The following is a 22,166-nucleotide window of genomic DNA, read 5'->3' on the forward strand; positions in this document are numbered from 1 at the left end:
TCGGGCCGGATTTTTTGTTTGTCGCGGCGCAAGCCCCCGCTAGCGCGCCGGTTCTCTCGCGACCAACCGGACGGACAGCGGCGGAGCCCCGGCGCAGACGGCCTCCGCGCCTTGGCCGATGGCGATCGGATGGACGCCGGTCGTCGCGCCGGCGGAGACGACCTCGCCTTTCGCGAGGCCGCGGCCGCGGCCGGCGAGATGGTTGACGAGGAACAGCAGGGCGTCGAGCGGGCCGCCGTTCGGGCCGTGGCTGCGCCCGCGCCCCGCGACCTCGCCATCGATCAGCATGGCCGTCTCGATATCCGACAGCCCCTGCGCAATGGCGAGCGGTGCGCCGAGCGCGATCGCCGTGTTGTTGCCGAAGTCGGAAACGATGGCAGGCGGGCCGATCTCGTTGATGCTCGGCAGGGGCGAGCCGGCGATCTCCATCGCCACGCGCACCTCGCCGACGAAGGGGACGAGCTCATCCCGGGTCCAGGGCCGCGTGCGCGGCGGCAGATCGGCGCCCATCACGATGCCGATCTCGGTCTCGACCGCGATGAAGCCGCCGTCGATGACGGCGACCTCGCCGACCGTGCCGGGAGTCACGGGCACGACGCCGCCCGCGAAGGCCGGCCCCGCCATCCGCGCCGCACCGAAGCGCTGGCGCAGGTCGGGATGGATCGCGGCCACCTTCCAGCCGCGCACCGGTTCGGGCCAGAGCGCGATCGCGGCCTCCTGAACCGCATAGGCTTGCGCCAGGTCGGTGGGCAAATCGCCGGGAAATGCCGAAAGAGGCCGTGCGCTGCGGCGCGCTTCGTGAAAGGATCGGGCGATCGTCGCAGCGGTCATACTTTTGGATACCATGATCGACACTGGTATGGTAGATTATCCCATGCGACGTCGATTGCAAGCGCTTTGGAGAAGGCCGCGTGAGCTTTGCTGAAGGTCAGACCGGGTCGAGCGCCAACCGGCTGGAGAAGGAACTCCTGCGGGCGATCGTGGCGCTGGAGCTCAAGCCCGGCACGCGGCTCTCCGAGCAGGAGATCGCCAGCCGCTACGGCGTCTCGCGGCAGCCGGTCCGCGAAGCCCTGATCGCTCTCAGCCAGCAGAGGTTCGTCGAGATCCTGCCGCAGCGCGGCACGATCGTGGTCAAAATCTCCGTCCAGAAGATGATGGAGGCGCGCTTCCTGCGCGAGGCGATCGAGAGTGCCGTCGTCCGGCGCGCCTGCGGCAGCTTCATCGTCACCAGCCGCCAGATCATCGACAACTGCCTGGAGGCGCAGCAGCGCGCCGTCGACAAGGGCGACCATGCCGGCTTCCAGCGCTTCGACGAGCGTTTTCACATGGCGCTGGCCGAAGGCGCCGGCTGCCCCATGGCCTGGACGCTCGTCGCCAACCTCAAGGCGCATATGGACCGGGCCTGCCATCTCAGCCTGCAGAGCCCCAACGCCATGGCCGCCCTGGTCACGCAGCATCAGGCGATCGTCGCCGCGATCGACGGCCGCGATCCCGAGGCCGCGGAGGCCGCGATGCGGCATCACCTCAACGAATTGCTGCGGGCGTTGCCCGAGATCGAGCATCTCCATCCCGATCTCTTCGAATAGACGTCCCGCGACTGCGCCCGCGAAACCACTCGCGCCACGGGATGGCGGCCCGGGCGACCTTGCGTCTCGCCGGCATGGCGCGGCCCTGTCTCAGGCATGCACCGCGCCCGCCGGCAGCGGGTCTCTCGGCCATGGGGCTTGAGTGCGTGGCCGGACCCTGCAAAGAAGGCTCCGGCAGCGGGCCGCGGAACGGCGGCCCGTTCATGACGAGGCCCGGCCATGACACGATGCCCTTCCGTTGCGACCGCCCTCGCCGCCGCGCTGCTGCTTGCCGGTTGCGCCGGCGATGTGAAGGGGACGCTGGTGCCCGTCGCGGCGGTTCCCGCCGATACGACCAAGGCTTCGATGCTCGTCGTGACCACGCGGGCGCCCGACCAGGATCCCGGCGTGCTCTTCTCCGGCGAGCGCGGCCGGATGTCCTTCGCCGAGATCGTGGTGTCGCTGCCGCCGGACGCGCGCCGCAAGACCGGAGAGGTGCAATGGCCGAGCCGGCTGCCGGGCAATCCCGAGACGGATTTCGTCGCCGCCAAGGTCGAGAAGCTCGACCGCAACCAGGCCGTGACGCTGTTTCACAAGGCGGTGCAGAAGGTGCCCAAGCGGCGCGTCCTCGTCTTCATCCACGGCTTCAACAACCGCTTCGAGGATGCGGTCTACCGCTTTGCCCAGATCGTCCATGATTCCCGCGCGGATGTCGTGCCGGTGCTCTTCACCTGGCCTTCCCGCGGCTCGATCTTCGCCTATGGCTACGATCGCGAGAGCGGCAACTACTCCCGTGACGCGCTGGAGAACCTGCTGCAGACGCTGGCGCGCGACCCGGCCGTCGGCGAGGTTTCGATCCTGGCTCATTCCATGGGCAACTGGGTGACGCTGGAGGCGCTGCGCCAGATGGCGATCCGCAACGGCAGCATCCCCCCGAAGATCGCCAATGCGATGCTCGCCGCGCCGGATGTCGACATCGACGTCTTCCGCAAGCAGGTGGCGGACATGACCGGCCGGCGCCCGCGCTTCACGATCTTCGTTTCGCAGGACGATCGCGCTCTGGCGGTCTCCCGCCGCGTCTGGGGCAGCACCGCCCGGCTCGGCGCGATCGACCCGGACGCCGAGCCCTACCGCAGCGAGCTGGGCAAGTCCGGCATCACGGTCCTGAACCTGACCAAGCTGCAGACCGGAGACCGGCTGAACCACGGCAAGTTCGCCGAGAGCCCCGAGGTCGTCCAGCTGATCGGTTCACGCCTGATCGAGGGCCAGCCGATCACCGATTCCCGGATCGGCCTGGGCGACCGGCTGATCCAGGTCACGGCCGGCGCCGCGACCGCGGTCGGTACCGCCGCGGGCCTTGCCGTCTCCGCCCCGCTCGCAGTCGTCGATCCGGCGACGCGCCGGGGCATCGCCGGCCATGCAGAGGAATTCGGCCAGTCGCTTCGCAGCGCTTCGGATGCCATCGTGGCCGAATGACCGGGTGAGAATGCCATGAGCCAATTGCTGCGCACGCGCCCGGCGACGACCGAGGCGATGCTTGCCGTGTTCGACGACCGCGCGACGCTGCGGCACGCGCTCGCCTTCGAGGCGGAGCTGGCACGCGCCGAAGCGGCCGAGGGGCTGATCGGCGCCCCCGAAGCGGAAGCCATCGCGGATCTCTGCGCGACGATCGTCATCGAGCCGGCTGCGCTCGCAGCCGAGGCGGCGCTGGCCGGCACGCTCGCCATCCCGCTCGTGGCGCGGCTGCGCAAGGCGCTGCCAAAGGCTGCGGCAAAGGCCCTGCACAAGGGCGCCACCAGCCAGGACGTCGCCGATGTCGTCCTCGTCCGGCAGATCCAGGAAGGCCACGCGCTCTTGTCCGCCGATCTGGCGCGGGTCCTGGCGACCTTGGACGCTCTGGCGCGCCGCCACGCGGCGAGGCCCGCCATCGGCCGCACGCTGCTGCAGGATGCGCTGCCGATCGGCTTCGGCCTGCGCATCGCCCATTGGCAGGCCGGGGTCGCCGATGCGGCCGGGCGGCTGCTGCGCGAGGTCGAGACCGGCGCTGTCCTCCAGTTCGGCGGCGCCGCCGGCACCCGCGCCGGCCTTGCCGGCCGCGGCGCGCCTGTCGCCGCCCGCCTCGCTGCCGCACTGCACCTCGCGGACGCCGCTCCGTGGCAGGCGCGGCGCGGGGCCGTGGCCGGGATCGCGGCAGCGCTGGCGATCGTGATCGGCGCGCTCGGGAAGATGGCCCGCGACGTCTCCCTGCTGGCGCAGAACGGCGTCGGCGAGGCGCGCGAGCCGGCGGTTCCCGGCCGCGGCGGTTCCTCCGCCATGGCACATAAGCGCAACCCCACCGGCTGCCAGATCGCGCTCTCCGCCTGCCAGCGTGCGCCCGGTCTCGTGGCCGGCATCCTCGCCGGCCTGCCGGCCGAGGAGGAGCGTGGCCTCGGCGGCTGGCAAGCCGAGGGCCCCGCCATCGCCGACCTGTTCCTGCTGGCTGCCGGCGCCGCCGACGCCATGGCGGGCGTCGCGGAAGGGCTCGAGATCGACGAGGCTGCGATCGCCTGCAATCTCGAGGCCGCCGGGCTGGGCGTCGACATCGGCGAGAGCGCCGCGCTGGTCGAGGCCCTGCTGGACACCGGAAGGCGAAAGCCTTCGCCCGGCTAGGCCCTGGCGCGATAATCGGAAGGCGAGAGCCCGGCCCGCTTGGCGAAGAAGCGCGAGAAATAGGCCGGGTCGGAGAAACCCAGGCGGAACGAGATCTGCGCGATCGTCAGCGAGGTGTAGACGAGATCGCGGCGCGCCTCGATCATCAGCCGGTCCTGCAGCACGCGCGCGGCCGAATGGCCGAGCACCTGGCGGCAGCTGCGCGACAGATGCGGAACCGACACGCCGAGCGCCCGGGCGTGCTCCGTCAGCTGTTCATGGCTTTGAAACCGCGTCTCGACCCGTTCGATGAAGCGGCGCACCAGCCCCGCGCGCCCGTCCTTCGCCGGCTCGCCGCTGGCCCGCAGGCCGCGGGCCGCGCGCGAGAACCAGGACGCGATCAGGTCGGCATAGGCGGCAAGCGCGAATTCGCGGTTCGCCCGATTGGCACCGAACTCGCTCATCGCGAGCCGCATCAGCGTCGCCAGCGCCTGCAGCTGCGCCTCGTCGGGCGCGGCCTGCAACAGCGCCGGGGCGCCGAGCAGCGAGCGCGCCTCCGGCTCGGCGTCGAACAGGCGCTTCAGCGAGGTTTCGGCGACGCTGGCGACGAACCCCTCGGTGCCGACGATGAAATGGAATTCGTGGATCGTCGCTGGCGGCAGCAGCAGCGCCGAGCCCGGAGCCAGGGGATGGTCGCGGCCATCGATGCGGGTCTGGCCGCCTCCGCCGACGATCAGGAAGAACTGGAAGAGCTGGTGGTGGAAATGCGGCTGGATGGTCCAGCCGTGCAGGGCGCTGCGCGCGACGATCGGTTCGATATGCAGTGCGTCGGGGAAGCGGTCGGTCAGGCGCTCGCCATAGAGCCAGTAAGCGGGAACGGAGGTGGCAGGCATCGGCCCTCGCGATCGATTTGTCCAAGACACTGCGCGAATCCTCCATTCCGTCAAGCGTCGGCACGGCGCATAGCTTGCGCAGAAAGATCGGCCGAAGACCGATCGTGCTGCGGGAGGAATGCGGCAATGCGCACGCAGGTTGCCATTATCGGCGCCGGCCCGGCCGGGCTGCTGCTGGGCCAGCTCCTGTCGCGAGCGGGGATCGATAATGTCATCCTCGAACGTCGCAGCCTCGACTACGTCCTTTCCCGCATCCGCGCCGGCGTGCTCGAGCAGGGCATGGTCGACCTTCTGCACGAGGCCGGCGTCGCCGCGCGCCTCGACCGGGAAGGTCAGGTGCATGACGGCGTCAATCTCGCTTTCGACGGCATGCTGCACCGCATCGACCTGAAGCATCTGACCGGCGGCAAGACGGTCACCGTCTACGGCCAGACGGAGGTCACGCAGGATCTCGCGGAAGCCCGCCGCGCGCTCGGCCGCCCTACCGTCTACGAGGCGCAGGAGGTCGCGCTGCACGACATCGGTACCGCCGCGCCGCGGATCACCTTCGAGACGCAGGGCGAAATCCGGGAGCTGCATTGCGACTTCATCGCCGGCTGCGACGGCTATCACGGCGTCTCGCGCCGCTCGGTTCCCGTGTCGGGGATCAGCAGCTTCGAGCGCGTCTACCCCTTCGGCTGGCTCGGCCTGCTGGTCGATCGCCCGCCGGCCGCGCACGAGCTGGTCTATGCGCGGCACGAGCGCGGCTTCGCGCTCTGCTCGATGCGCTCGGCCGAACGCAGCCGCTACTATGTCCAGGTGCCCCTGGAGGAGCGTGTCGAGAACTGGTCGGACGAGGCCTTCTACGACGAACTGCGCCGCCGGCTTCCCGCGGAAGTGGCCGATGCGGTGCAGACCGGCCCCTCGCTGGAGAAGAGCATCGCGCCGCTGCGCAGCTTCGTCGCCGAGCCGATGCGCTTCGGCCGGCTGTTCCTCGCCGGGGACGCCGCCCATATCGTGCCGCCGACAGGCGCCAAGGGCCTCAATCTCGCCGCTAGCGACGTGCGCTATCTGTTCGACGCCTTGCGCGAGCACTATCAGGAAGGTTCCGATGCCGGGATCGAGGCCTATTCCGCCCGCGCCCTCGCCCGCATCTGGAAGGCTGAGCGCTTCTCCTGGTGGATGACGGGGCTCCTGCACCGCTTCCCCGAGCGCAGCGCCTTCGAGGAACGCATGCAGCATGCCGAGCTCGATTATCTCGTCCAGTCGCCGGCGGCCTCCGCCGCCATGGCCGAGAACTATGTCGGGTTGCCATATTAGGGCGAAGCGGGCATTGCGCCTGTCGAAGCTCTTCGAGAGCGCGCAAACCGGCCGGACGAGGCAAGAGAGCCAGGACGCGACACAGACCTCAGGGAACGGAACGGGAGGACGCAGATGATCGACAGGCGCAGTTTCAGCAGGTTGCTTTCGCTCGGCGCGCTCGCGCTGGCGAGCGGGCTCGGACTCGGCGGCGCGGCCGCGGCCGACACGGTCAAGGTCGGCATCATCGGGCCCTTCTCCGGCCCCTTCGCCCTGCAGGGCAAGAATTTCCAGGCGGGCGTCGAAGCCTGGCTGGCGCAGAACGGCAAGTCGGTCGACGGACACGACATCGAGATCGTCTATCGCGACCTGCCGACCGCCAACCCGCAGCAATCCCGCGCTCTGGCGCAGGAGCTGATCGTCCGCGACAAGGTGCAGTATCTCGGCGGCGTCTACTTCACCCCCGACGCGATGGCGATCACGCCGTTGCTGAAGCAGGGCAATGTCCCGCTGGTGATCTTCAACGCCGCGACCTCGGCGATCATGACCTCCTCGCCGCTGGTGGTGCGCACCTCCTTCACCACCGCCCAGACCACGACCCCGCTGGGCAAGGCGGCAGTCGACCGTGGCGTGAAGAAGTTCGTCTCGGTCGTCAGCGACTACGGGCCGGGCGTCGATGCCGAGGCTGCCTTCAAGAAGGCCATCACGGCAGCCGGCGGGGAGGTCGTCGAATCGATCCGCATGCCGCTTAACACCACCGAGTTCAGCCCGATCATGCAGCGCGTCCGCGACGCCGGCGCCCAGGGCGTCTTCGCGTTCCTGCCGTCGGGCCCGCCGACGCTCGGCTTCGTCAAATCCTTCAACGACACCGGCTTGAAGCAGTCCGGCGTGAAGCTCTTCGCCACCGGCGATCTGACGCAGGAGTCGGATCTGCCGGCGCTCGGCGAGGCGGCCTCCGGCATGATCACCTCCTTCCACTACGCCGTCTCGCACGATTCCGACGTCAATCGGAAATTCGTCGCCGCGGCGGAGAAGGCCCTGGGCGATCCGGCCCAGCTTTCATTCCCGGCGGTCGGCGCCTATGACGGCATGCATGTGATCGCCAGGATGATCGCTGCGACCGGCGGCAAGCAGGACGCCGAGAAGGCGGTCGAGGCGGTGAAGGGCCTCGCCTGGGAAAGCCCGCGCGGCCCTGTGAAGATCGACCCCGAGACCCGTCACATCACCGAGACGATCTATCTGCGCGAGGTCGCCAAGGACGCGAAGGGACACTGGATCAACAAGGAGATCCAGCGCTTCCCCGAGCAGAAGGACCCGGGGCTGGCCAAATAGCCCGCCCGCCCCGTCCACAAGCGCCGGCGAGGGCGCAGCCCGTGCCCTCGCCCCTGTCCCGCTCGCGTCCGACGAGGCCAGCATCCGCATGCAGACCGCGCTGAGCATCGCCCTCGACGCCCTCGCCTACGGCATGGCGCTGTTCATCATCTGCATCGGCCTGTCGCTGACCATGGGCCTGATGCGGTTGGTCAACCTGGCCCATGGCGCCTTCGCCATGATCGGCGGCTACATCGCGTCCTATGCGGCCCGCGACCTCGGCCTCGGATACGCCGTCGGCATCGTCCTCGCCGTCGCCGGCACCATCCTCATCGCCATTCCGCTCGAGCGCCTGCTTTTCCGGCGGATCTACGACCGCAGCGAGCTCTCGCAGGTGCTGATGACGATCGGCATCACCTTCTGCGTCATCGGCATCACCAACTACTTCTTCGGCCCGACGCTGAAGACGATCCCGCTCCCGGCCGAATTGGCGCAGCCGGTCGATCTCGGCTTCCGCAGCATCGCCGGCCATCGGCTCTTCGTGATCGCGAGCGGGCTCGTCGTGGCGGGAGGCCTCTGGTTCCTGATCGAGCGCACCGGCTTCGGCATCAATCTGCGCGCCGCGGTCGAGAACGCGCCGATGGCACGCGCGCTCGGCGTGCGCACCGAATGGATCTATGCCGCCAGCTTCGCTCTCGCCATCGGTCTTGCCGCCTTCGGCGGCGCCGTCGGTGCCGAGTTCCTGCCGATCGAGCCGTATTATGCGCTGCGCTACATGGTGACCTTCCTCGTCGTCGTCTCCGTCGGCGGAGCCGGCTCGATCCCCGGTGCGCTGGCCGCCTGCATCCTGCTCGGCGCCATCGACGTGACCGCGCGCTATCTCGTGCCCGATTTCGGTAATTTCTTCTTCTATCTGGCCGTGATCCTCATCGTCTGCCTGTTTCCGCGCGGCTTGCTGGGACGGGCGCAATGACGCGGCAGGCTCCCGATTCCGCGGCCGCTGCCCGGCCCATGCGCAGTCTCGGCCGCGACAGCGTCGGTGTCGCTCTGGTCGCCATCGCCGGCCTCGCCGGCTACTGGCTTTTCCCCGACAACCTGTCCTTCCTGACCCGGATGATCTCGGTCGCGCTGCTCGTGCTCTCGCTCGACCTCGTCGTCGGCTATTGCGGCATCGCCTCCCTGGGGCAGGCGGCGCTCTACGGCGCCGGCGCCTACGCGGCCGGCATCGCCTGCCTCGCCGGCGTGACCGAGCCCTTCCTGCTGATCCTGATCGGCGCGGCCGCCGGCGGCGTGACCGGCCTGCTCATGGGCACTATCATGCTGCGGGCTCATGGCCTGCCGCAGCTCGTGCTCTCGATCGCCATCGTCCAGCTCCTGCACGAGGCCGCCAACAAGGCCTATTCCGTGACTGGTGGCAGCGACGGCCTCTCCGGCATGGCCCCGGCTCCGCTCTTCGGCATCTTCGAGTTCGATCTCTGGGGGCGGACGGCCTATCTCTTCGGGCTGGCCCTGCTCGTCATCGTCTTCGTCGCCCTGAAGCTGCTCGTCCGTTCGCCCTTCGGCATGGTCTGCCGCGGACTGAAGCAGGACCCGCTGCGGGTGAGCGCGCTCGGCATCTCGGCCTTCCCCGTGCTGCTCAGGATGTTTTTGATTTCGGGAGCGGTCGCCGGCACGGGCGGAGCGCTCGGCGCGATCGCGACGCAGGTGGTCGGGCTGGACAGCGTGAGCTTCGAATTGTCGGCCAATGCGCTGGTCATGCTGGTGCTCGGCGGGCTCGGCAATCTCTACGGCGCGCTGATCGGCACGGTCGTCTTCATGGCGGTCGAGCATATCGTCGCCGCATTCAACCCGTTCCACTGGCTGACGCTGGTCGGCGGCCTGCTGGTCGCCATCGTGCTCTTCGCCCCGCGCGGGCTTTCCGGCTCGATCGACGAGGCTGCCCGCATCCTGATGCGCGGCAAGAGGAGGACGGCGCCGTGAACGCGGTCTTCGAAGTCGCCCATCTCTCGAAATCCTTCGGCGGGCTGCGGGTCAATCACGACGTCTCCATCGCCATGGCGGCGGGCGAGCGCCTGGCGCTGATCGGCCCGAACGGTGCCGGAAAGACCACTTTCGTCAACCTCGTCACCGGGCGCATTCCGCCCAGCGCCGGCTCGGTGCGCCTCGCAGGCGAGGACATCACCTCGCTCGGCGCGGTCGCGCGCGTACGGCGCGGCCTGGTCCGCACCTTTCAGGTCACCCGGCTGTTCCCGGACATGACGCCGGAAGAGCATGTCGTCATGGCGATCCTGCAGCGGCAGGGCCGCGCAACGCGCATTCTCGCGCGCTTCCACGGCGACGGCGCCGCTTCCGACGAAGCCGCCGGCATCCTCGCAACGCTCAGCCTCACCGCCATCGCCCGCCGCAAGGTCGCCGAGATCGCCTATGGCCAGCAACGTCTGCTCGAAATCGCCATCGCGATGGCGCAGCGCCCGAAGGTCCTCCTCCTCGACGAGCCCGCGGCCGGCGTGCCGTCCTCCGACACGCCCCTGATCGAGCGGGCCCTGGAGCGCCTGCCGGCCTCCCTCGCCGTGCTGATGATCGAGCACGACATGGACCTCGTCTTCCGCTTTGCGAAGCGCGTCGTCGTGCTCGCCGCCGGCGAGCTGATCTTCCAGGGACTGCCCGCCGACGTCGCGCGGGACGACAGGGTCCGGGAAGCCTATCTCGGGAGCTATGCCCATGCCGGCGGCTGACCTCGATGTCCGCGGCCTGAGCGCCGGCTACGGCCGGACGCATGTGCTGGAGGACGTCTCCTTCTCCGTGCCGGCCGGCGGGCGCCTCTCCATCCTCGGCCGCAACGGCATGGGCAAGACCACGCTGATGGCGACACTGATGGGGCTGACCCGTCTCTATGCCGGCAGCATCGGCCTCGGCGGGCAGGACGTGACGGCCCTGCGCACCACGGGGCGGGCGCTGCGCGGCATCGGTCTCGTCCCGCAGACCCGCGAGATCTTCAAGAGCCTCACCGTCGAGGAAAATCTCTTCGTCGGGCTGAAGGGCCGTCCTCGATCGGCGATCGACGAATCCTATGCGCTTTTTCCCCGCCTCGCCGAGCGGCGCCGCAATCTCGGCTCGCAGCTGTCAGGCGGCGAGCAGCAGATGCTGGCCACCGCCCGCACCATTCTCGGCCAGCCCTCGGTCCTGCTGCTCGACGAGCCGCTGGAGGGCCTCGCCCCCGTGATCTGCGACATGCTGATGGAGGCCTTCACCCGGCTGGCCGCGAGCGGGGCGATGACGATCCTTTTCGTCGAGCAGCGGCTGGAGAGCGCGCTGGGCTTCGCGCAGGACGTCATCATCCTCGAACGCGGGCGGATCGTCTGGTCGGGAACATCCGCGGCGCTGCGGGCCGATGGCGACGTGCTGGAGCGCTACATCGGCGTCGGGGGGCTGCACTGAGCCGCTCGCGGCTCAGATGCTGAACCGCGCGCCAGCCCGCGCCAGCCCGCCCGAGATCGCGACGGGCGTGCCATCCGCCCGCCAGCAGGCGGCGCCGGCCATGGTGCCGTCCTCGTCGAAGGAAATGGCGTTCATGCCGCCGGCGATCCGGGGCGAGCGCACGATCCTGTGCCCGCGCGAGGCGAGTTCCCGCGCCACGGCCTCGGGGATAGCCTCCTCCAGTTCCAGCACCCCGCCCTCGGTCCAGACGCGGGGTGCCTCGACCGCCTCCTGCAGACTCATGCGATGGTCGATCAGGTTGACGATCGCCTGCAGGGCGGAGGGGAAGATGCGCAGCGCGCCGGGCAGGCCCAGCGCATAGCGGATCCGATCCCCCTTCAGCACCATCATCGGCGCCATCGAAGTGAAGACGCGCTTGCCCGGCGCGATCGACAGCGCCCGGCCGGGATGCGGATCGAAGTTGAACATGTAGTTGTTGGCGATCATGCCCGTGCCCGGGATCTGCACGCAGGCGCCGAACAGCCCGTTGATCGTCTGCGTCGCGCTGACGACGTTGCCGTCGGCATCGGCCACGGTGACATGGGTGGTGTCGGCCGATTCCCCGCCCGAGAGTCCCGCCGCCCAGCTTCGCGCCCGGTTCATCTCGATCAGCGCGCGCCGCTCGGCGGCATAGCGCTTGTCGATCAGCTTCTCGACGGGGACCTTGACGAAGGCCGGATCGGCCGTCGCGACGGCGCGGTCGGCGAAGGCGATCTTCAGCGCCTCCGCCAGCAGATGCACCGCGTCCGGCGAGCCGAAGCCGAGCGCGCCGATCTCGTAGCCTTCGAGGATGTTGAGCATCTGCGCGATATGCACGCCCGACGAGGAGGGCGGCGGCGGTCCGACGATCTCGTAGCCGCGATAGCTCCCCCTGATCGGCTCGCGCGTCTCGGTCCGGTAGCCGGCGAGGTCATCCTGCCCGATGAGGCCGCCATGTGTCGCCATGCAGCCGGTCAGCGCGGTTCCGAGCGCCCCGTCATAGAGCGCCCCGGGGCCTTGCTGCGCGATCAGCCGCAAGCTCTCCGCATAAGCGCCCTGAACCAGCTTCGCGCCGGGCTTGAGCGGGGTTCCGCCGGGCAGCAGCATCGCCGCGAGACCGGGGTCACGAGCGAGGTCGGCCGCATTGTCGCCGATGCAGTTCGAAAGATAGGGCGTGACCGTGAAGCCCCGCGCGGCAAGCGCGATCGCCGGCTGCAGCACGTCCGCCAGCGGCAGGCTGCCGAAGCGCTCCAGCGCCTCGCACCAGCCCTTGAGCGCGCCCGGCACCGCTACCGCCTTCGCGCCGACGACGTTCTCGCGATCGCGGGTGTCGCGCTGCTTGCCGATCTCGTCGGAGAGGCAGTCATACATGTCCGGCGCGGCGCGGCCGGGAGCCGTGGAGAGATTGTCGATGATGCGGTGGCTGCCGTCGGCGAGCCGGATATGGCTCAAGCCGCCGCCGAGGACGCCGACCATCATCGGCTCCGCCACCGTCAGCGCGAAGAGCGCAGCAACCGCCGCATCGATGGCGTTGCCGCCGGCGAGCAGCATCTGGGAGCCCGCGGCCGAAGCGAGCGGGTGGTTGGTGACGACCATGCCGCGCGAGCCGCTGGCGGGCCTCTTCTCGCAGGCGAATTCGGCGACGCGGCGGATGGCGGGAGCATTCATGTCCTGCACTTGAGCGCGAGCGAGGCCCCAGGTCCAGCCGGCTTGTCGCGGGACGGCGCGTGCGTCTGCCGCATGACAAACTTTCGTTGGATCGCGCCTCCCGCCTCCGCCGGAAGATTGCGCCGGCCGCCGATCCGGATATCACGGAGGGCAAGCTGCAAGACGCCCCGCAGGGCGTGCAGGGTCCGAGGACGTCCATGAGCGCAGAGAAGCGCGCTGCCAGATCCGGCAGGCAGCCGGCCATGCCATCCGAGCGAGCGCAGCCGGACGGTGCCAACGCTCCCTTCGGCTATGTGCTGGAGGAGCAATACGGCTTCCTGCTCCGGCGTGCCCAGCAGCGCTATCTGCCGCTCTTCCAGGAGATGATGGGGCCCGGCGGGCCGACGCCGACGCAGTTCGCGGCGCTGTGCAGGCTCGCCGGCGGCGCCGAGATATCGCAGAACCATCTGGGCCGCCTCACCGCGATGGACCCGGCGACGATCAAGGGCGTGATCGGCCGCCTCGCCGAACGCGGGCTGGTCGAGCGCCTGCCGGACCCGAACGACCAGCGCCGCCTGCTGATCCGGCTGACCGCAGCAGGGCACGCCGCCATGCCGGATCTGTTCGCCCGCGCGAAGGCCATCACCATCGCGGCGCTCGAGCCGCTCTCCCCCGAGGAGGCGAAGACGATCGTCGCCTTGCTCACCCGGATGAGCTGAGCCGCCTCAGCTCGCCGCGCCCTGGTTCCCATGGATGGCACGCCAGATCGAGAGCGGCGTCGCCGGCATGTCGAGATGCGTCACGCCGTAGGGCGCAAGCGCGTCGACGATCGCGTTCATCACCGAGGGCAACGAACCGGCGCAGCCCGCCTCGCCGCAGCCCTTGGCCCCCACCCGGTTGGTGCTGGTCGGGACCCCCTGGCTGATGAAGGAGAAGAACGGCACATCCGCCGCGCGCGGCATCGCGTAGTCCATGTAGGAGCCGGTCCTGAGCTGGCCGTCCTCGTCATAGGAGGTCAGCTCGTAGATGGCCTGGCCGATGCCCTGCACGACTCCGCCATGGAGCTGGCCCTCCACGATCATCGGATTCACCAGCGTGCCGAAATCGTTGACCATCACATAGCTGGCGATCTCCACCTGCCCGGTCTCGGGATCGATCTCGATCTCGGCGACATGGCAGCCATTGGGATAGGCGGAGGGCGCAGCCTTGAAGACATGGTCGACATCCAGCGTCGCCGGCAACGCGTCCGGCAGCCCCTGCGCCGTCCGCAGGCGCGCCGCCAGCTCCATGATGCCGATGGCGCGGTCCGTCCCGGCAATGCTGAAGCGGCCGCCGGCGAACTCGATATCCGCGGCGCTTGCCTCGAGGAAATGCGCTGCGAGGAGCTTGCCCTTCTCGACCACCTTCTCGCTCGCCTCGATGATGGCCGAGCCGCTCGCCATGATCGACTTCGAGCCGCCGGTACCGCCGCCGGCGACCAGGCGGTCGCTGTCACCCTGCACCAGCCGGATCTTGTCGAAGGGCACGCCGAGCTGGCTGGTCAGCACCTGGGCGAAGGGCGTCCAGTGGCCCTGCCCGTAATCGAGCGTGCCCGTGACGATGGTGACGCTGCCGTCGGCCTCGAAATGGATGCCGCCCATCTCGTTGCTCGGCGGCGCCGTCACCTCGAGATAGCAACCGATGCCGCGGCCGCGCAGCTTGCCCGCCTTGCGGCTGGCGCGCTGCCGGGTCCGGTAGCCCTTCCAATCGGCCGCCTCCAGCGCGCGGGCGAAGAGCGCCGGGAAGTCGCCGCTGTCATAGAGCGTCCCGATCGGCGTCTTCCAGGGCAGGGCCTTGGCCGGTATCAGGTTGCGGCGGCGCAGCGCGGCACTGTCGATGCCCATCTCGCGGGCGGCCGTCTCGATCAGCCGCTCCATGAAGTAATTGCCCTCGGGGCGCCCGGCGCCCCGATAGGCCGCGATCGGCACCGTGTTGGTGACCGCGCAGCGGGTGCGCACCTCGACCAACGGCGTGCGATACATGCCGATGCTGTTCTTGCCGATGTTGAGCGTCGCCATCATCGGCCCGACCGGCGAGAGATAGCCGCCCATATTGCCGAAGCCGGTGAAGCGCGTCGCCAGGAAGCGGCCGCGCGCATCGAGCGCGAGCTCCGCCTCGAACACCATGTCGCGGCCGTGATGGTCCGACACGAAGCTCTCCGAGCGCTGGTCGGTCCATTTCACCGGCTTCTTCAGCAGCCGCGCCGCATGCAGCAGCGCAACATATTCCGGGAACACCGCCGATTTCATGCCGAAGGAGCCGCCGACATGGCCGGTGAGGAGCCTCATCCTGGCGTGAGGCACGCCCATCGCCGAGGCCAGGCTGTTGCGCATGCCGAACGCACCCTGGCTCGGCGCGTGAAGCGTGTAGCGGCCGCTCTTGCGGTCATAGGTGCCGATCGCGGCGCGCGGCTCGAGCGGGTTCACGACGATGCGGTTGTTGACGATGCGCAGGCGGGCGACATGGGCCGCCGCCGCGAAGGCGGCCGAGACCTTGGCGGAATCGCCGAACTGATAGTCGAGGATCAGGTTGCCGGGAACATCGTCGAAGAGCTCCGGCGCGCCGGGAGCCAGCGCTTCCTCGGCCGAGGTGACGGCGGGAAGGACCTCGATGTCGAGCGCGACCGCCTCGGCCGCCTCGCGAGCCTGGACCGCGCTGCGCGCCACCACCATGGCGACGGGGTCCCCGACATAGCGAACCTTGTCGGCCGTCAGCGCCCGCCGCAGCGGCCGCTTCATCGGCGACCCGTCCCGGTTCGCAATGTCGACATTGCAGGTCAGCGCGCCATAGCCCTGCCCCTCGAGATCGCCGGCCGTGTAGACTGCGACTACGCCCGGCATCTCGCGCGCCGCGACAACGTCGATGCCGCGAATCACACCGTGGGCATAGGGGCTGCGGACGAAGACGGCATGGAGTTGGCCGTCGAGCGAAAGGTCGTCGGTATAGCGGCCGTCGCCGCGCACGAGGGCCGCATCCTCGTTGCGGGGGAGTGACTGGCCGATTCCCGCCGGCTTCGTCGAAGGGCCGGGCGGGGACACGCGCATATTCATGAAAGGCTACCGCGATCGACAGTGAACGCGGCTACACTGCCGCAAAAGCGCGGCGCCCGCTGTGCGGATGCGGCATGGCCGCTACCCGCTCGCGGACAGGAGCACGCTCCGACGCGCCTTACTTTTCGGCGAAAGCCTTCTCGATCACATAGTCTCCGGCCTCGCCGTGATTGCCTTCCTGGAGGTCGCGTTCGGCGAAGATGGTCCTGAGGTCGGCGAGCATCTGCGGCGAGCCGCAGAGCATGAAGCGGTCCCCCCCGGCATCGAAACCCGGCTGGCCGATATCGGCATAGAGCTGGCCCGACGTGATCAGGTCGGTGATCCGGCCGCGGTTGCGGAAGGGCTCGCGCGTTACGGTGGGATAATAGACGAGCTGCCGGCGGATCATCTCGCCGAGGAACTCGTCCTGCGGCAGTTGCTGGGTGATGCGCTCGCCATAGGCGAGCTCCGAGACCTGGCGGCAGCCATGCACGAGCACGACCTTCTCGTAGCGCTCATAGGTCTCGGGGTCGCGGATCAGCGACAGGAAGGGCGCCAGCCCGGTGCCCGTGCCGAGCAGGAAGAGGCGCCTGCCGTCCTTGAGATTGTCGAGCACGAGCGTGCCCGTCGCCTTCTTGCCGACGATGATCGCATCCCCGACCTGGAGATTTTGCAGCCGCGAAGTCAGCGGCCCGTCCGGCACCTTGATGGAGAAGAATTCGAGGTTGTCGTCATAGTTCGTGCTGGCGACGCTATAGGCCCGGAGCAGCGGCTTGTCGCCGACCTTGAGCCCGATCATGGTGAACTGGCCGTTCTTGAAACGGAACGAGGTGTCGCGCGTCGTCGTGAAGCTGAACAGCGTATCCGTCCAGTGATGGACGCTGAGGACCTGCTCCTCGTAGAAATTGCTCATCGCATCGTCCTTCGCGGCTCGGTCAGCGGCGGTCTAGCGGATATCTTTGCCGGCCGGCGCCGTTGGATAAGCAGAAAACGCAGGCAAAATCAAAGCCTTCTTCTTTATTCTCATTGGAGGCATTCAAGCAGAACGATCCGCGCGCCGCGCTGGGCTTCGGGAGAACTTTCCACTTGCGCGGCGAGCTTGCCGGCGCGGCCAGGGGGCCACGAACGGCCGGTGATCCTGCCGCCGCCTGTCGATGTCCCGGCAGGAAGCGATGCCCGTCCGCTCCCGCATGTCTGCCGGTCGCGCTTTGAGGATCGCCACGCCCGCCGGAAGGCGGTAGAGAGAGGCCTGCTGCGCTGCGCCATGAATTCGCTGCTGCGAGAGGCTATCGCTGCACGGGCAGATGCCCGAAGGACCGTGCGGCGCGCCGTTCCGGCGGCGGAGCCGGTCGGCATCCTCCCCGGTGGTTGACAAGCCTCGCCCTTCCTCGCAAGTTTGTATGTGTACAAACAATCTTCCGGCGACCGGCACCTTTCGGTGGCCGGCGCGGAACAGCCATGGAACTGGCGCCGGCACTGCGGCGGACGATGAGCGCCGCGCAGCCGTTTCCACCGAGGACACAACGATGACGATCGATCGCAGGCGTTTCCTGGCAGCCGCCTCCGGCGGCGCGGCCCTGGTCGCCGCCCCGTCTCTCCTGCGCGCCCAGGCGGCCGCGACGATCCGGATCGGCGAGATCAACAGCTACACCGCCCAGCCGGCGTTCCTGAAGCCTTACCGGCAGGGCTGGGAGCTTGCGCTTGAACAGGTGAATGCCGCCGGCGGCGTGCTCGGCCGCAAGGTCGAGACCCTGTTCCGGGACGATGCCGGCAAGCCCGAGGACGCCGTTCGCCATGCCGGCGACCTCCTCAACGCCGAGAAGGTCGACCTGATCGCCGGCGGCTACCTCTCGAATGTCGGCCTCGCCATTGCCGATTTCGCCGCCCAGAACAAGCGCCTCTACGCAGCGTCCGAACCGCTCTCCGACGCGCTCGTCTGGTCGAAAGGCAACCGCTACACCTTTCGCCTGCGCCCCTCGACCTACATGCAGGCGGCGATGCTGGTGGAGGAAGCCGCCAAGCTCAAGGCCCGCAAATGGGCGCTCGTGGCGCCGAACTACGAATACGGCCAGTCGGCGGTGAAGTGGTTCAAGACCTTGCTGAAGCAGGCCAGGCCGGATGTCGAGTTCGTCGCCGAGCAATATCCGGCGCTCGGCCGCATCGACGCGGGCGCGACGGTGCAGGCGCTCGAGGCCGCCAAGCCCGAGGCGATCTTCAACGTCACCTTCTCGGCCGACCTGACCAATCTCGTGCGCCAGGGCAATACGCGCGGCCTGTTCGAGGGCCGCGATGTCGTCTCGATGCTGACCGGCGAGCCGGAATATCTCGACGCGCTCGGCGGCGAAGCGCCGGAGGGCTGGATCGTCACCGGCTATCCGCATGCCGACCTTGCGACGCCGGAGCACGTCAGGTTCCGCGATGCCTACATGGCCAAATACAAGGATTATCCGCGGCTCGGCTCGGTCGTCGGCTTCGACACGATGAACTCGATCGCCGCCGCGCTGGCCAGGGCCGGCTCCACCGACACCGAAAAGCTGGTGGCTGCGATGGAGGGCCTGAAATTCCCCTCGGCCTTCGGCGCGGCCGAATACCGCGCCATCGACCACCAGTCGACGCTGGGCGCCTTCGTCGGCAGGACGGCCCTCAAGGATGGCAAGGGGGTGATGGTCGGCTGGCGCTATTGCGACGGCGCCCGCTATCTGCCTTCCGACGATGTCGTGAAGACGCTGCGCCCGGCCGGCTGACACCCATCCCCCGCCCTGCCGCCGGACTGATCCGGGGCCCGTGCCAGCGCCGTTTCGAACGAGGCTGGACATGGCCCCGTTTCACGGGTCGCGCGATCGCGCCGCAAATCTCGCGCGGCCCGCCCGGTCCAGCCGTGCTAGACAGCGCAGACCGCCGGCGGCGCCGCCTCGATACGGGTTCGAATGCTCGATCTCATCCTCACGCAGACGCTGAACGGGCTGGCATCCGCCTCGTCGCTGTTCCTGGTCGCATCGGGGCTGTCGATCATCTTCGGCGTCACCCGCATCGTGAACTTCGCCCATGGCTCGCTCTACATGCTGGGCGCCTATCTCGGCTGGACGCTGGTGACATGGCTCGGCCCGGCCAGCCCCTTCGGCTTCTGGGGCGGCGTCCTGCTGGCGGCGCTCTCCGTCGCGGCCATCGGCGTCCTGATCGAGGTCGCGATCCTGCGGCGGATCTATCAGGCGCCCGAGCTCTTCCAGCTGCTCGCCACCTTCGGCGTCGTACTGATGATCCAGGACATCGCGCTGGCGGTCTGGGGGCCGGAGGACAAGCTCGGCCCGCGCGCCCCCGGCTTCAAGAGCTTCGTCATCCTGTTCGACAGCCGTTTCCCGACCTATGAACTGCTGCTGATCGCGATCGGGCCGGCGGTGCTGGGCCTGCTCTGGTTCCTGTTCCGCAGGACGCGCTGGGGCACGCTGGTTCGCGCCGCGACGCAGGATCGCGAAATGGTCGGTGCGCTCGGCGTCAACCAGCGACTGCTCTTCACCTCCGTCTTCGCCTTCGGCGCCGGCCTTGCCGGCCTCGGCGGAGCGCTGCAGCTCCCGCGCGAGGCGGCGACCCTGCACATGGACCTCTCGATGATCGCCGAGGTCTTCGTCGTCGTCGTCGTCGGCGGACTCGGCAGCGTCACCGGCGCCTATCTCGCGGCCGTGCTGATCGGCATCCTGCACGCCTTCGGCATCCTGATCTTCCCGAAGATCACGCTCGTCCTCGTCTTCCTCGTCATGGCCGTCGTGCTGGTGGCCAAGCCCCACGGGCTGCTCGGCAAGCCGCCGACGGGCCAGGCGCGCGCGCCCGCCGACGAGCCTCTGCTGAGACCCGCCGACCGGGCGACGAAGCTTGCCGGGCTCGCGGCTCTGCTCCTGCTCGCCACCTTGCCGCTCGTGACGCCCGACTACCTGGTCCTGACACTGACCGAGCTCCTGATCCTCGGCCTGTTCGCCGCCTCGCTCCACTTCATGATGGGGCCGGGCGGCATGACCTCCTTTGGCCATGCCGCCTATTTCGGTCTTGGCGCCTATGGCGCGGCACTGGCGGTGAAATGGCTCGGCGCGCCGATGGAGCCGGCGCTGCTCTTCGCCCCGCTTCTCGCCGGCGTCGCCGGCGCGGTGTTCGGCTGGTTCTGCGTTCGGCTGTCCGGCGTCTATCTCGCCATGCTGACGCTCGCCTTCGCGCAGATCGCCTGGGCGACCGCCTTCCAATGGGTCGAGTTCACCGGAGGCGACAACGGCATCCTCGGCGTCTGGCCTGCGCAATGGGCGGTCTCGAAGACGGCTTTCTACTATCTGGTCCTCGGACTCTGCGCCGCCTGCGTGCTGCTGCTGCGCATCATGCTGTTCTCGCCGCTGGGCTATGCGCTGCGTGCCGCCCGTGACAATCCGCTCAGGGCCGAGGCCATCGGCATCGACACGATGCGCGTGCAATGGGCCGCCTTCGTCGTCGCGGCCTTCGCGGCCGGCATCGCCGGCGGGCTCTTCGCCTTCTTCAAGGGCTCGGTCTTCCCGACCTATCTCGCGATCCCGCGCTCGGTCGATGCGCTGCTGATGGTGTTGCTCGGCGGGGTTCAGACCGTCTCGGGCCCGATCGTCGGCGCCTTTGCCTATGCCGGCCTCAGCGAGCAGCTGAGCAGGCTGACCATGTACTGGCGCTTCGCGCTCGGGCTGTCGATCGTCTTGCTCGTCGTGCTCTTTCCGCGCGGCCTCGTCGGCAGCTTCCTCGCCTGGCGCGAGCGCTCCCGCGCGGAGCCGGCACGATGAGCGCCCCGGCGCTCCCGTCAGGCGCCGCGGCGCGCGAGGCCGTGCTGGTCGCGCGCGACCTGGCGAAGTCCTTCGGCGGCGTCGACGCGGTGCAGGGCGTGTCGTTTTCGGTCGAGGCCGGCCGGATGGTCGCCCTGATCGGCCCGAACGGAGCGGGCAAGACGACCTGCTTCAACATGCTGGGCGGGCAGCTCGTCCCGGATCGCGGCGAGATCCTCCTGGCCGGACGCGCGATCACCGGGCTGAAGCCGCGCGCGATCTGGCGCCGCGGCGTCGGCCGGACATTCCAGATCACCGCGACCTTCTCCTCGATGACCGTGCGCGAGAATGTGCAGATGGCCCTGATCTCGGAGGCCGGCGGCCTCTGGCATCCGTTCCGGGCCGCCCGTGACCAGCATGCCGCGGCGGCGGAGAGCCTGCTGGCCGCGGTCGGCATGCTCGGCCAGGCCGACCGGGCCTGCGGCGTGCTCGCCTATGGCGACCTCAAGCGCGTCGAGCTTGCGATCGCGCTCGCCAACCGGCCGAAGCTGCTGCTCATGGACGAGCCGACCGCCGGCATGGCGCCGGGCGAGCGTATCGAGCTGATGGCGCTGACGGCGCGGATCGCGGCCGAGGAGCGGATCGCGGTGCTCTTCACCGAGCACGACATGGACGTCGTCTTCGCCCATGCCGACAGGGTCATCGTTCTGGATCGCGGCCGGCTGATCGCCGACGGCCCGGCCGAGACGGTGCGGCAGGACCCGCAGGTGCGTGCCGTCTATCTCGGCTCGGGCGCGATCTCCGGAGGCCATTGATGGATCTCATCCTCGCCGTCTCCGGGCTCGATGCCTATTACGGCCGCGCCCATATCCTGCAGGGGGTCGGCTTCGGCATGGCGCGCGGCGAGGTGCTGGCCCTGATGGGCCGCAACGGCGCCGGCAAATCGACGACGATCAAGGCGGTGATGGGGCTGGTACCGCCGGCACGCGGCGAAGTCCGCTTCGAGGGCTCGCGCATCGACGGCCGCCAGCCTTTCGAGATCGCACGGCTCGGCATCGGCTATGTGCCGGAGGAGCGGCGCATCTTCTCCGAGCTGACGGTGATGGAAAACCTCGCCGTCGGCCAGCGCCCGCCACGCGAAGGCGTGCCGCACTGGACGGCGGAGAAGCTCTTCGCGCTCTTCCCCAATCTCGGCCGCATGCGGGACCGGGCCGGTGGGGCGATGTCGGGCGGCGAGCAGCAGATGCTGACCATCGCCCGTACGCTGATGGGCAACCCGCGGCTGCTGTTGCTGGACGAGCCTTCGGAAGGGCTGGCGCCGGTCATCGTCGAGGAAATGGCGAAGACGATCCTGGCGCTTAAGGACGAGGGGCTGAGCATCCTGCTCTCCGAGCAGAACCTGCATTTCGCCGGCGCCGTCGCGGACCGTGTCGCCATCATCGAGAAGGGCGCCATCCGGTTCACCGGCACGGTGGCCGCGCTCACGGCCAACGAGGCGATCCGCCGTCAGTACCTTTCCGTCTGAACGGCCGCATCACGGATGCAGTGCCGCCGCTC

The 22,166-nt window shown here is 69.1% G+C and carries 19 protein-coding genes; 14 read left to right on the plus strand and 5 right to left on the minus strand.

Annotated elements, in window-relative coordinates; all coding sequences use genetic code 11:
- Positions 1–39 precede the first annotated feature (39 nt).
- Positions 40–753 (minus strand): 2-keto-4-pentenoate hydratase, encoded by a 714-nt coding sequence (locus tag BGO20_RS22085; protein WP_291659637.1) that lies wholly within the window; start codon positions 751–753, stop codon positions 40–42.
- A gap of 158 nt (positions 754–911) precedes the next feature.
- Here BGO20_RS22085 and BGO20_RS22090 point away from each other — a divergent pair, with 158 nt between their 5' ends.
- The 3 genes from BGO20_RS22090 (at position 912) to BGO20_RS22100 (ending at position 4,214) form a co-directional block, all read left to right on the plus strand.
- Positions 912–1,586, plus strand: a complete 675-nt coding sequence (locus tag BGO20_RS22090) for a GntR family transcriptional regulator (RefSeq protein ID WP_291659638.1) — start codon at positions 912–914, stop codon at positions 1,584–1,586.
- Positions 1,587–1,805: 219 nt separating this feature from the next.
- On the plus strand, positions 1,806–3,041 hold the full coding sequence (locus BGO20_RS22095) for an alpha/beta hydrolase (RefSeq protein ID WP_299858806.1): 1,236 nt from the start codon (positions 1,806–1,808) through the stop codon (positions 3,039–3,041).
- Positions 3,042–3,056: 15 nt separating this feature from the next.
- Positions 3,057–4,214 (plus strand): lyase family protein, encoded by a 1,158-nt coding sequence (locus BGO20_RS22100; RefSeq protein WP_291659640.1) that lies wholly within the window; start codon positions 3,057–3,059, stop codon positions 4,212–4,214.
- On the opposite strand, the gene BGO20_RS22105 is transcribed toward BGO20_RS22100, so the two are convergent.
- Complete coding sequence (locus BGO20_RS22105; protein WP_291659642.1) at positions 4,211–5,086, minus strand: helix-turn-helix domain-containing protein; 876 nt, start codon at positions 5,084–5,086, stop codon at positions 4,211–4,213. The two genes, BGO20_RS22100 and BGO20_RS22105, sit on opposite strands and share 4 nt — an antisense overlap.
- Positions 5,087–5,212: 126 nt before the next feature.
- Here BGO20_RS22105 and pobA point away from each other — a divergent pair, with 126 nt between their 5' ends.
- The 6 genes from pobA to BGO20_RS22135 all read left to right on the plus strand — a co-directional run bounded on the left by pobA (position 5,213) and on the right by BGO20_RS22135 (position 11,113).
- Complete coding sequence (pobA, locus tag BGO20_RS22110) at positions 5,213–6,385, plus strand: 4-hydroxybenzoate 3-monooxygenase (protein WP_291659644.1); 1,173 nt, start codon at positions 5,213–5,215, stop codon at positions 6,383–6,385.
- 114 nt (positions 6,386–6,499) lie between these two features.
- Positions 6,500–7,696 carry an ABC transporter substrate-binding protein gene (locus tag BGO20_RS22115; protein WP_291659646.1) on the plus strand — a complete coding sequence of 399 codons (1,197 nt, stop codon included), beginning with the start codon at positions 6,500–6,502 and terminating at the stop codon, positions 7,694–7,696.
- A gap of 88 nt (positions 7,697–7,784) precedes the next feature.
- Positions 7,785–8,648: a branched-chain amino acid ABC transporter permease gene (locus tag BGO20_RS22120; protein WP_291659647.1), complete on the plus strand. Its 864-nt coding sequence runs from the start codon at positions 7,785–7,787 to the stop codon at positions 8,646–8,648.
- A complete protein-coding gene (locus tag BGO20_RS22125) occupies positions 8,645–9,655 on the plus strand; it encodes a branched-chain amino acid ABC transporter permease (RefSeq protein WP_291659649.1) in 1,011 nt (336 codons plus the stop codon). The genes BGO20_RS22120 and BGO20_RS22125 overlap by 4 nt, the downstream gene beginning before the upstream one ends.
- The gene (locus tag BGO20_RS22130) at positions 9,652–10,410 is read left to right on the plus strand and encodes an ABC transporter ATP-binding protein (RefSeq protein ID WP_291659650.1); all 759 of its coding nucleotides are present in this window, start codon (positions 9,652–9,654) and stop codon (positions 10,408–10,410) included. The genes BGO20_RS22125 and BGO20_RS22130 overlap by 4 nt, the downstream gene beginning before the upstream one ends.
- Positions 10,397–11,113 carry an ABC transporter ATP-binding protein gene (locus BGO20_RS22135; RefSeq protein WP_291659651.1) on the plus strand — a complete coding sequence of 239 codons (717 nt, stop codon included), beginning with the start codon at positions 10,397–10,399 and terminating at the stop codon, positions 11,111–11,113. Before BGO20_RS22130 ends, BGO20_RS22135 begins: the two co-directional genes overlap by 14 nt.
- Before the next feature lie 12 nt (positions 11,114–11,125).
- Here the strand turns inward: BGO20_RS22135 and ggt are convergent, their stop codons facing one another.
- Positions 11,126–12,799, minus strand: a complete 1,674-nt coding sequence (gene ggt, locus BGO20_RS22140; protein ID WP_291659652.1) for a gamma-glutamyltransferase — start codon at positions 12,797–12,799, stop codon at positions 11,126–11,128.
- 242 nt (positions 12,800–13,041) lie between these two features.
- Between ggt and BGO20_RS22145 the strand changes: the two genes are divergently transcribed.
- Positions 13,042–13,497, plus strand: a complete 456-nt coding sequence (locus BGO20_RS22145; protein ID WP_291659654.1) for a MarR family winged helix-turn-helix transcriptional regulator — start codon at positions 13,042–13,044, stop codon at positions 13,495–13,497.
- 6 nt (positions 13,498–13,503) lie between these two features.
- Here the strand turns inward: BGO20_RS22145 and BGO20_RS22150 are convergent, their stop codons facing one another.
- Positions 13,504–15,855 carry a xanthine dehydrogenase family protein molybdopterin-binding subunit gene (locus tag BGO20_RS22150; protein WP_291659656.1) on the minus strand — a complete coding sequence of 784 codons (2,352 nt, stop codon included), beginning with the start codon at positions 15,853–15,855 and terminating at the stop codon, positions 13,504–13,506.
- Positions 15,856–15,985: 130 nt separating this feature from the next.
- Positions 15,986–16,759, minus strand: coding sequence for a ferredoxin--NADP reductase (locus BGO20_RS22155; RefSeq protein ID WP_291659658.1), 774 nt, complete (start codon positions 16,757–16,759; stop codon positions 15,986–15,988).
- A gap of 613 nt (positions 16,760–17,372) precedes the next feature.
- On the opposite strand from BGO20_RS22155, the gene BGO20_RS22160 reads away from it, so the two are divergent.
- The 4 genes from BGO20_RS22160 (at position 17,373) to BGO20_RS22175 (ending at position 22,134) form a co-directional block, all read left to right on the plus strand.
- Entirely contained in the window at positions 17,373–18,590 is a 1,218-nt protein-coding gene (locus BGO20_RS22160) for an ABC transporter substrate-binding protein (protein WP_291659660.1), read from the plus strand.
- Between the two features lie 183 nt (positions 18,591–18,773).
- Positions 18,774–20,630, plus strand: a complete 1,857-nt coding sequence (locus BGO20_RS22165) for an ABC transporter permease (RefSeq protein ID WP_291659661.1) — start codon at positions 18,774–18,776, stop codon at positions 20,628–20,630.
- On the plus strand, positions 20,627–21,424 hold the full coding sequence (locus BGO20_RS22170; RefSeq protein ID WP_291659662.1) for an ABC transporter ATP-binding protein: 798 nt from the start codon (positions 20,627–20,629) through the stop codon (positions 21,422–21,424). Before BGO20_RS22165 ends, BGO20_RS22170 begins: the two co-directional genes overlap by 4 nt.
- Positions 21,424–22,134, plus strand: a complete 711-nt coding sequence (locus BGO20_RS22175; protein WP_291659663.1) for an ABC transporter ATP-binding protein — start codon at positions 21,424–21,426, stop codon at positions 22,132–22,134. The genes BGO20_RS22170 and BGO20_RS22175 overlap by 1 nt, the downstream gene beginning before the upstream one ends.
- Positions 22,135–22,166 lie beyond the last annotated feature (32 nt).

It is taken from the genome of Allobosea sp. 67-29 (genome assembly GCF_001898115.1).
Classification (GTDB): Bacteria; Pseudomonadota; Alphaproteobacteria; order Rhizobiales; family Beijerinckiaceae; genus Allobosea.

Coding starts and splice junctions, on each gene's coding strand:
- BGO20_RS22095 (WP_299858806.1), top strand. CDS start 1,806: ATGACACGATGCCCTTCCGTTGCGACCGCCCTCGCCGCCGCGCTGCTG.
- BGO20_RS22100 (WP_291659640.1), top strand. CDS start 3,057: ATGAGCCAATTGCTGCGCACGCGCCCGGCGACGACCGAGGCGATGCTT.
- BGO20_RS22105 (WP_291659642.1), bottom strand. CDS start 5,086: ATGCCTGCCACCTCCGTTCCCGCTTACTGGCTCTATGGCGAGCGCCTG.
- pobA (WP_291659644.1), top strand. CDS start 5,213: ATGCGCACGCAGGTTGCCATTATCGGCGCCGGCCCGGCCGGGCTGCTG.
- BGO20_RS22115 (WP_291659646.1), top strand. CDS start 6,500: ATGATCGACAGGCGCAGTTTCAGCAGGTTGCTTTCGCTCGGCGCGCTC.
- BGO20_RS22120 (WP_291659647.1), top strand. CDS start 7,785: ATGCAGACCGCGCTGAGCATCGCCCTCGACGCCCTCGCCTACGGCATG.
- BGO20_RS22125 (WP_291659649.1), top strand. CDS start 8,645: ATGACGCGGCAGGCTCCCGATTCCGCGGCCGCTGCCCGGCCCATGCGC.
- BGO20_RS22135 (WP_291659651.1), top strand. CDS start 10,397: ATGCCGGCGGCTGACCTCGATGTCCGCGGCCTGAGCGCCGGCTACGGC.
- ggt (WP_291659652.1), bottom strand. CDS start 12,799: ATGAATGCTCCCGCCATCCGCCGCGTCGCCGAATTCGCCTGCGAGAAG.
- BGO20_RS22145 (WP_291659654.1), top strand. CDS start 13,042: ATGCCATCCGAGCGAGCGCAGCCGGACGGTGCCAACGCTCCCTTCGGC.
- BGO20_RS22155 (WP_291659658.1), bottom strand. CDS start 16,759: ATGAGCAATTTCTACGAGGAGCAGGTCCTCAGCGTCCATCACTGGACG.
- BGO20_RS22160 (WP_291659660.1), top strand. CDS start 17,373: ATGACGATCGATCGCAGGCGTTTCCTGGCAGCCGCCTCCGGCGGCGCG.
- BGO20_RS22165 (WP_291659661.1), top strand. CDS start 18,774: ATGCTCGATCTCATCCTCACGCAGACGCTGAACGGGCTGGCATCCGCC.
- BGO20_RS22170 (WP_291659662.1), top strand. CDS start 20,627: ATGAGCGCCCCGGCGCTCCCGTCAGGCGCCGCGGCGCGCGAGGCCGTG.
- BGO20_RS22175 (WP_291659663.1), top strand. CDS start 21,424: ATGGATCTCATCCTCGCCGTCTCCGGGCTCGATGCCTATTACGGCCGC.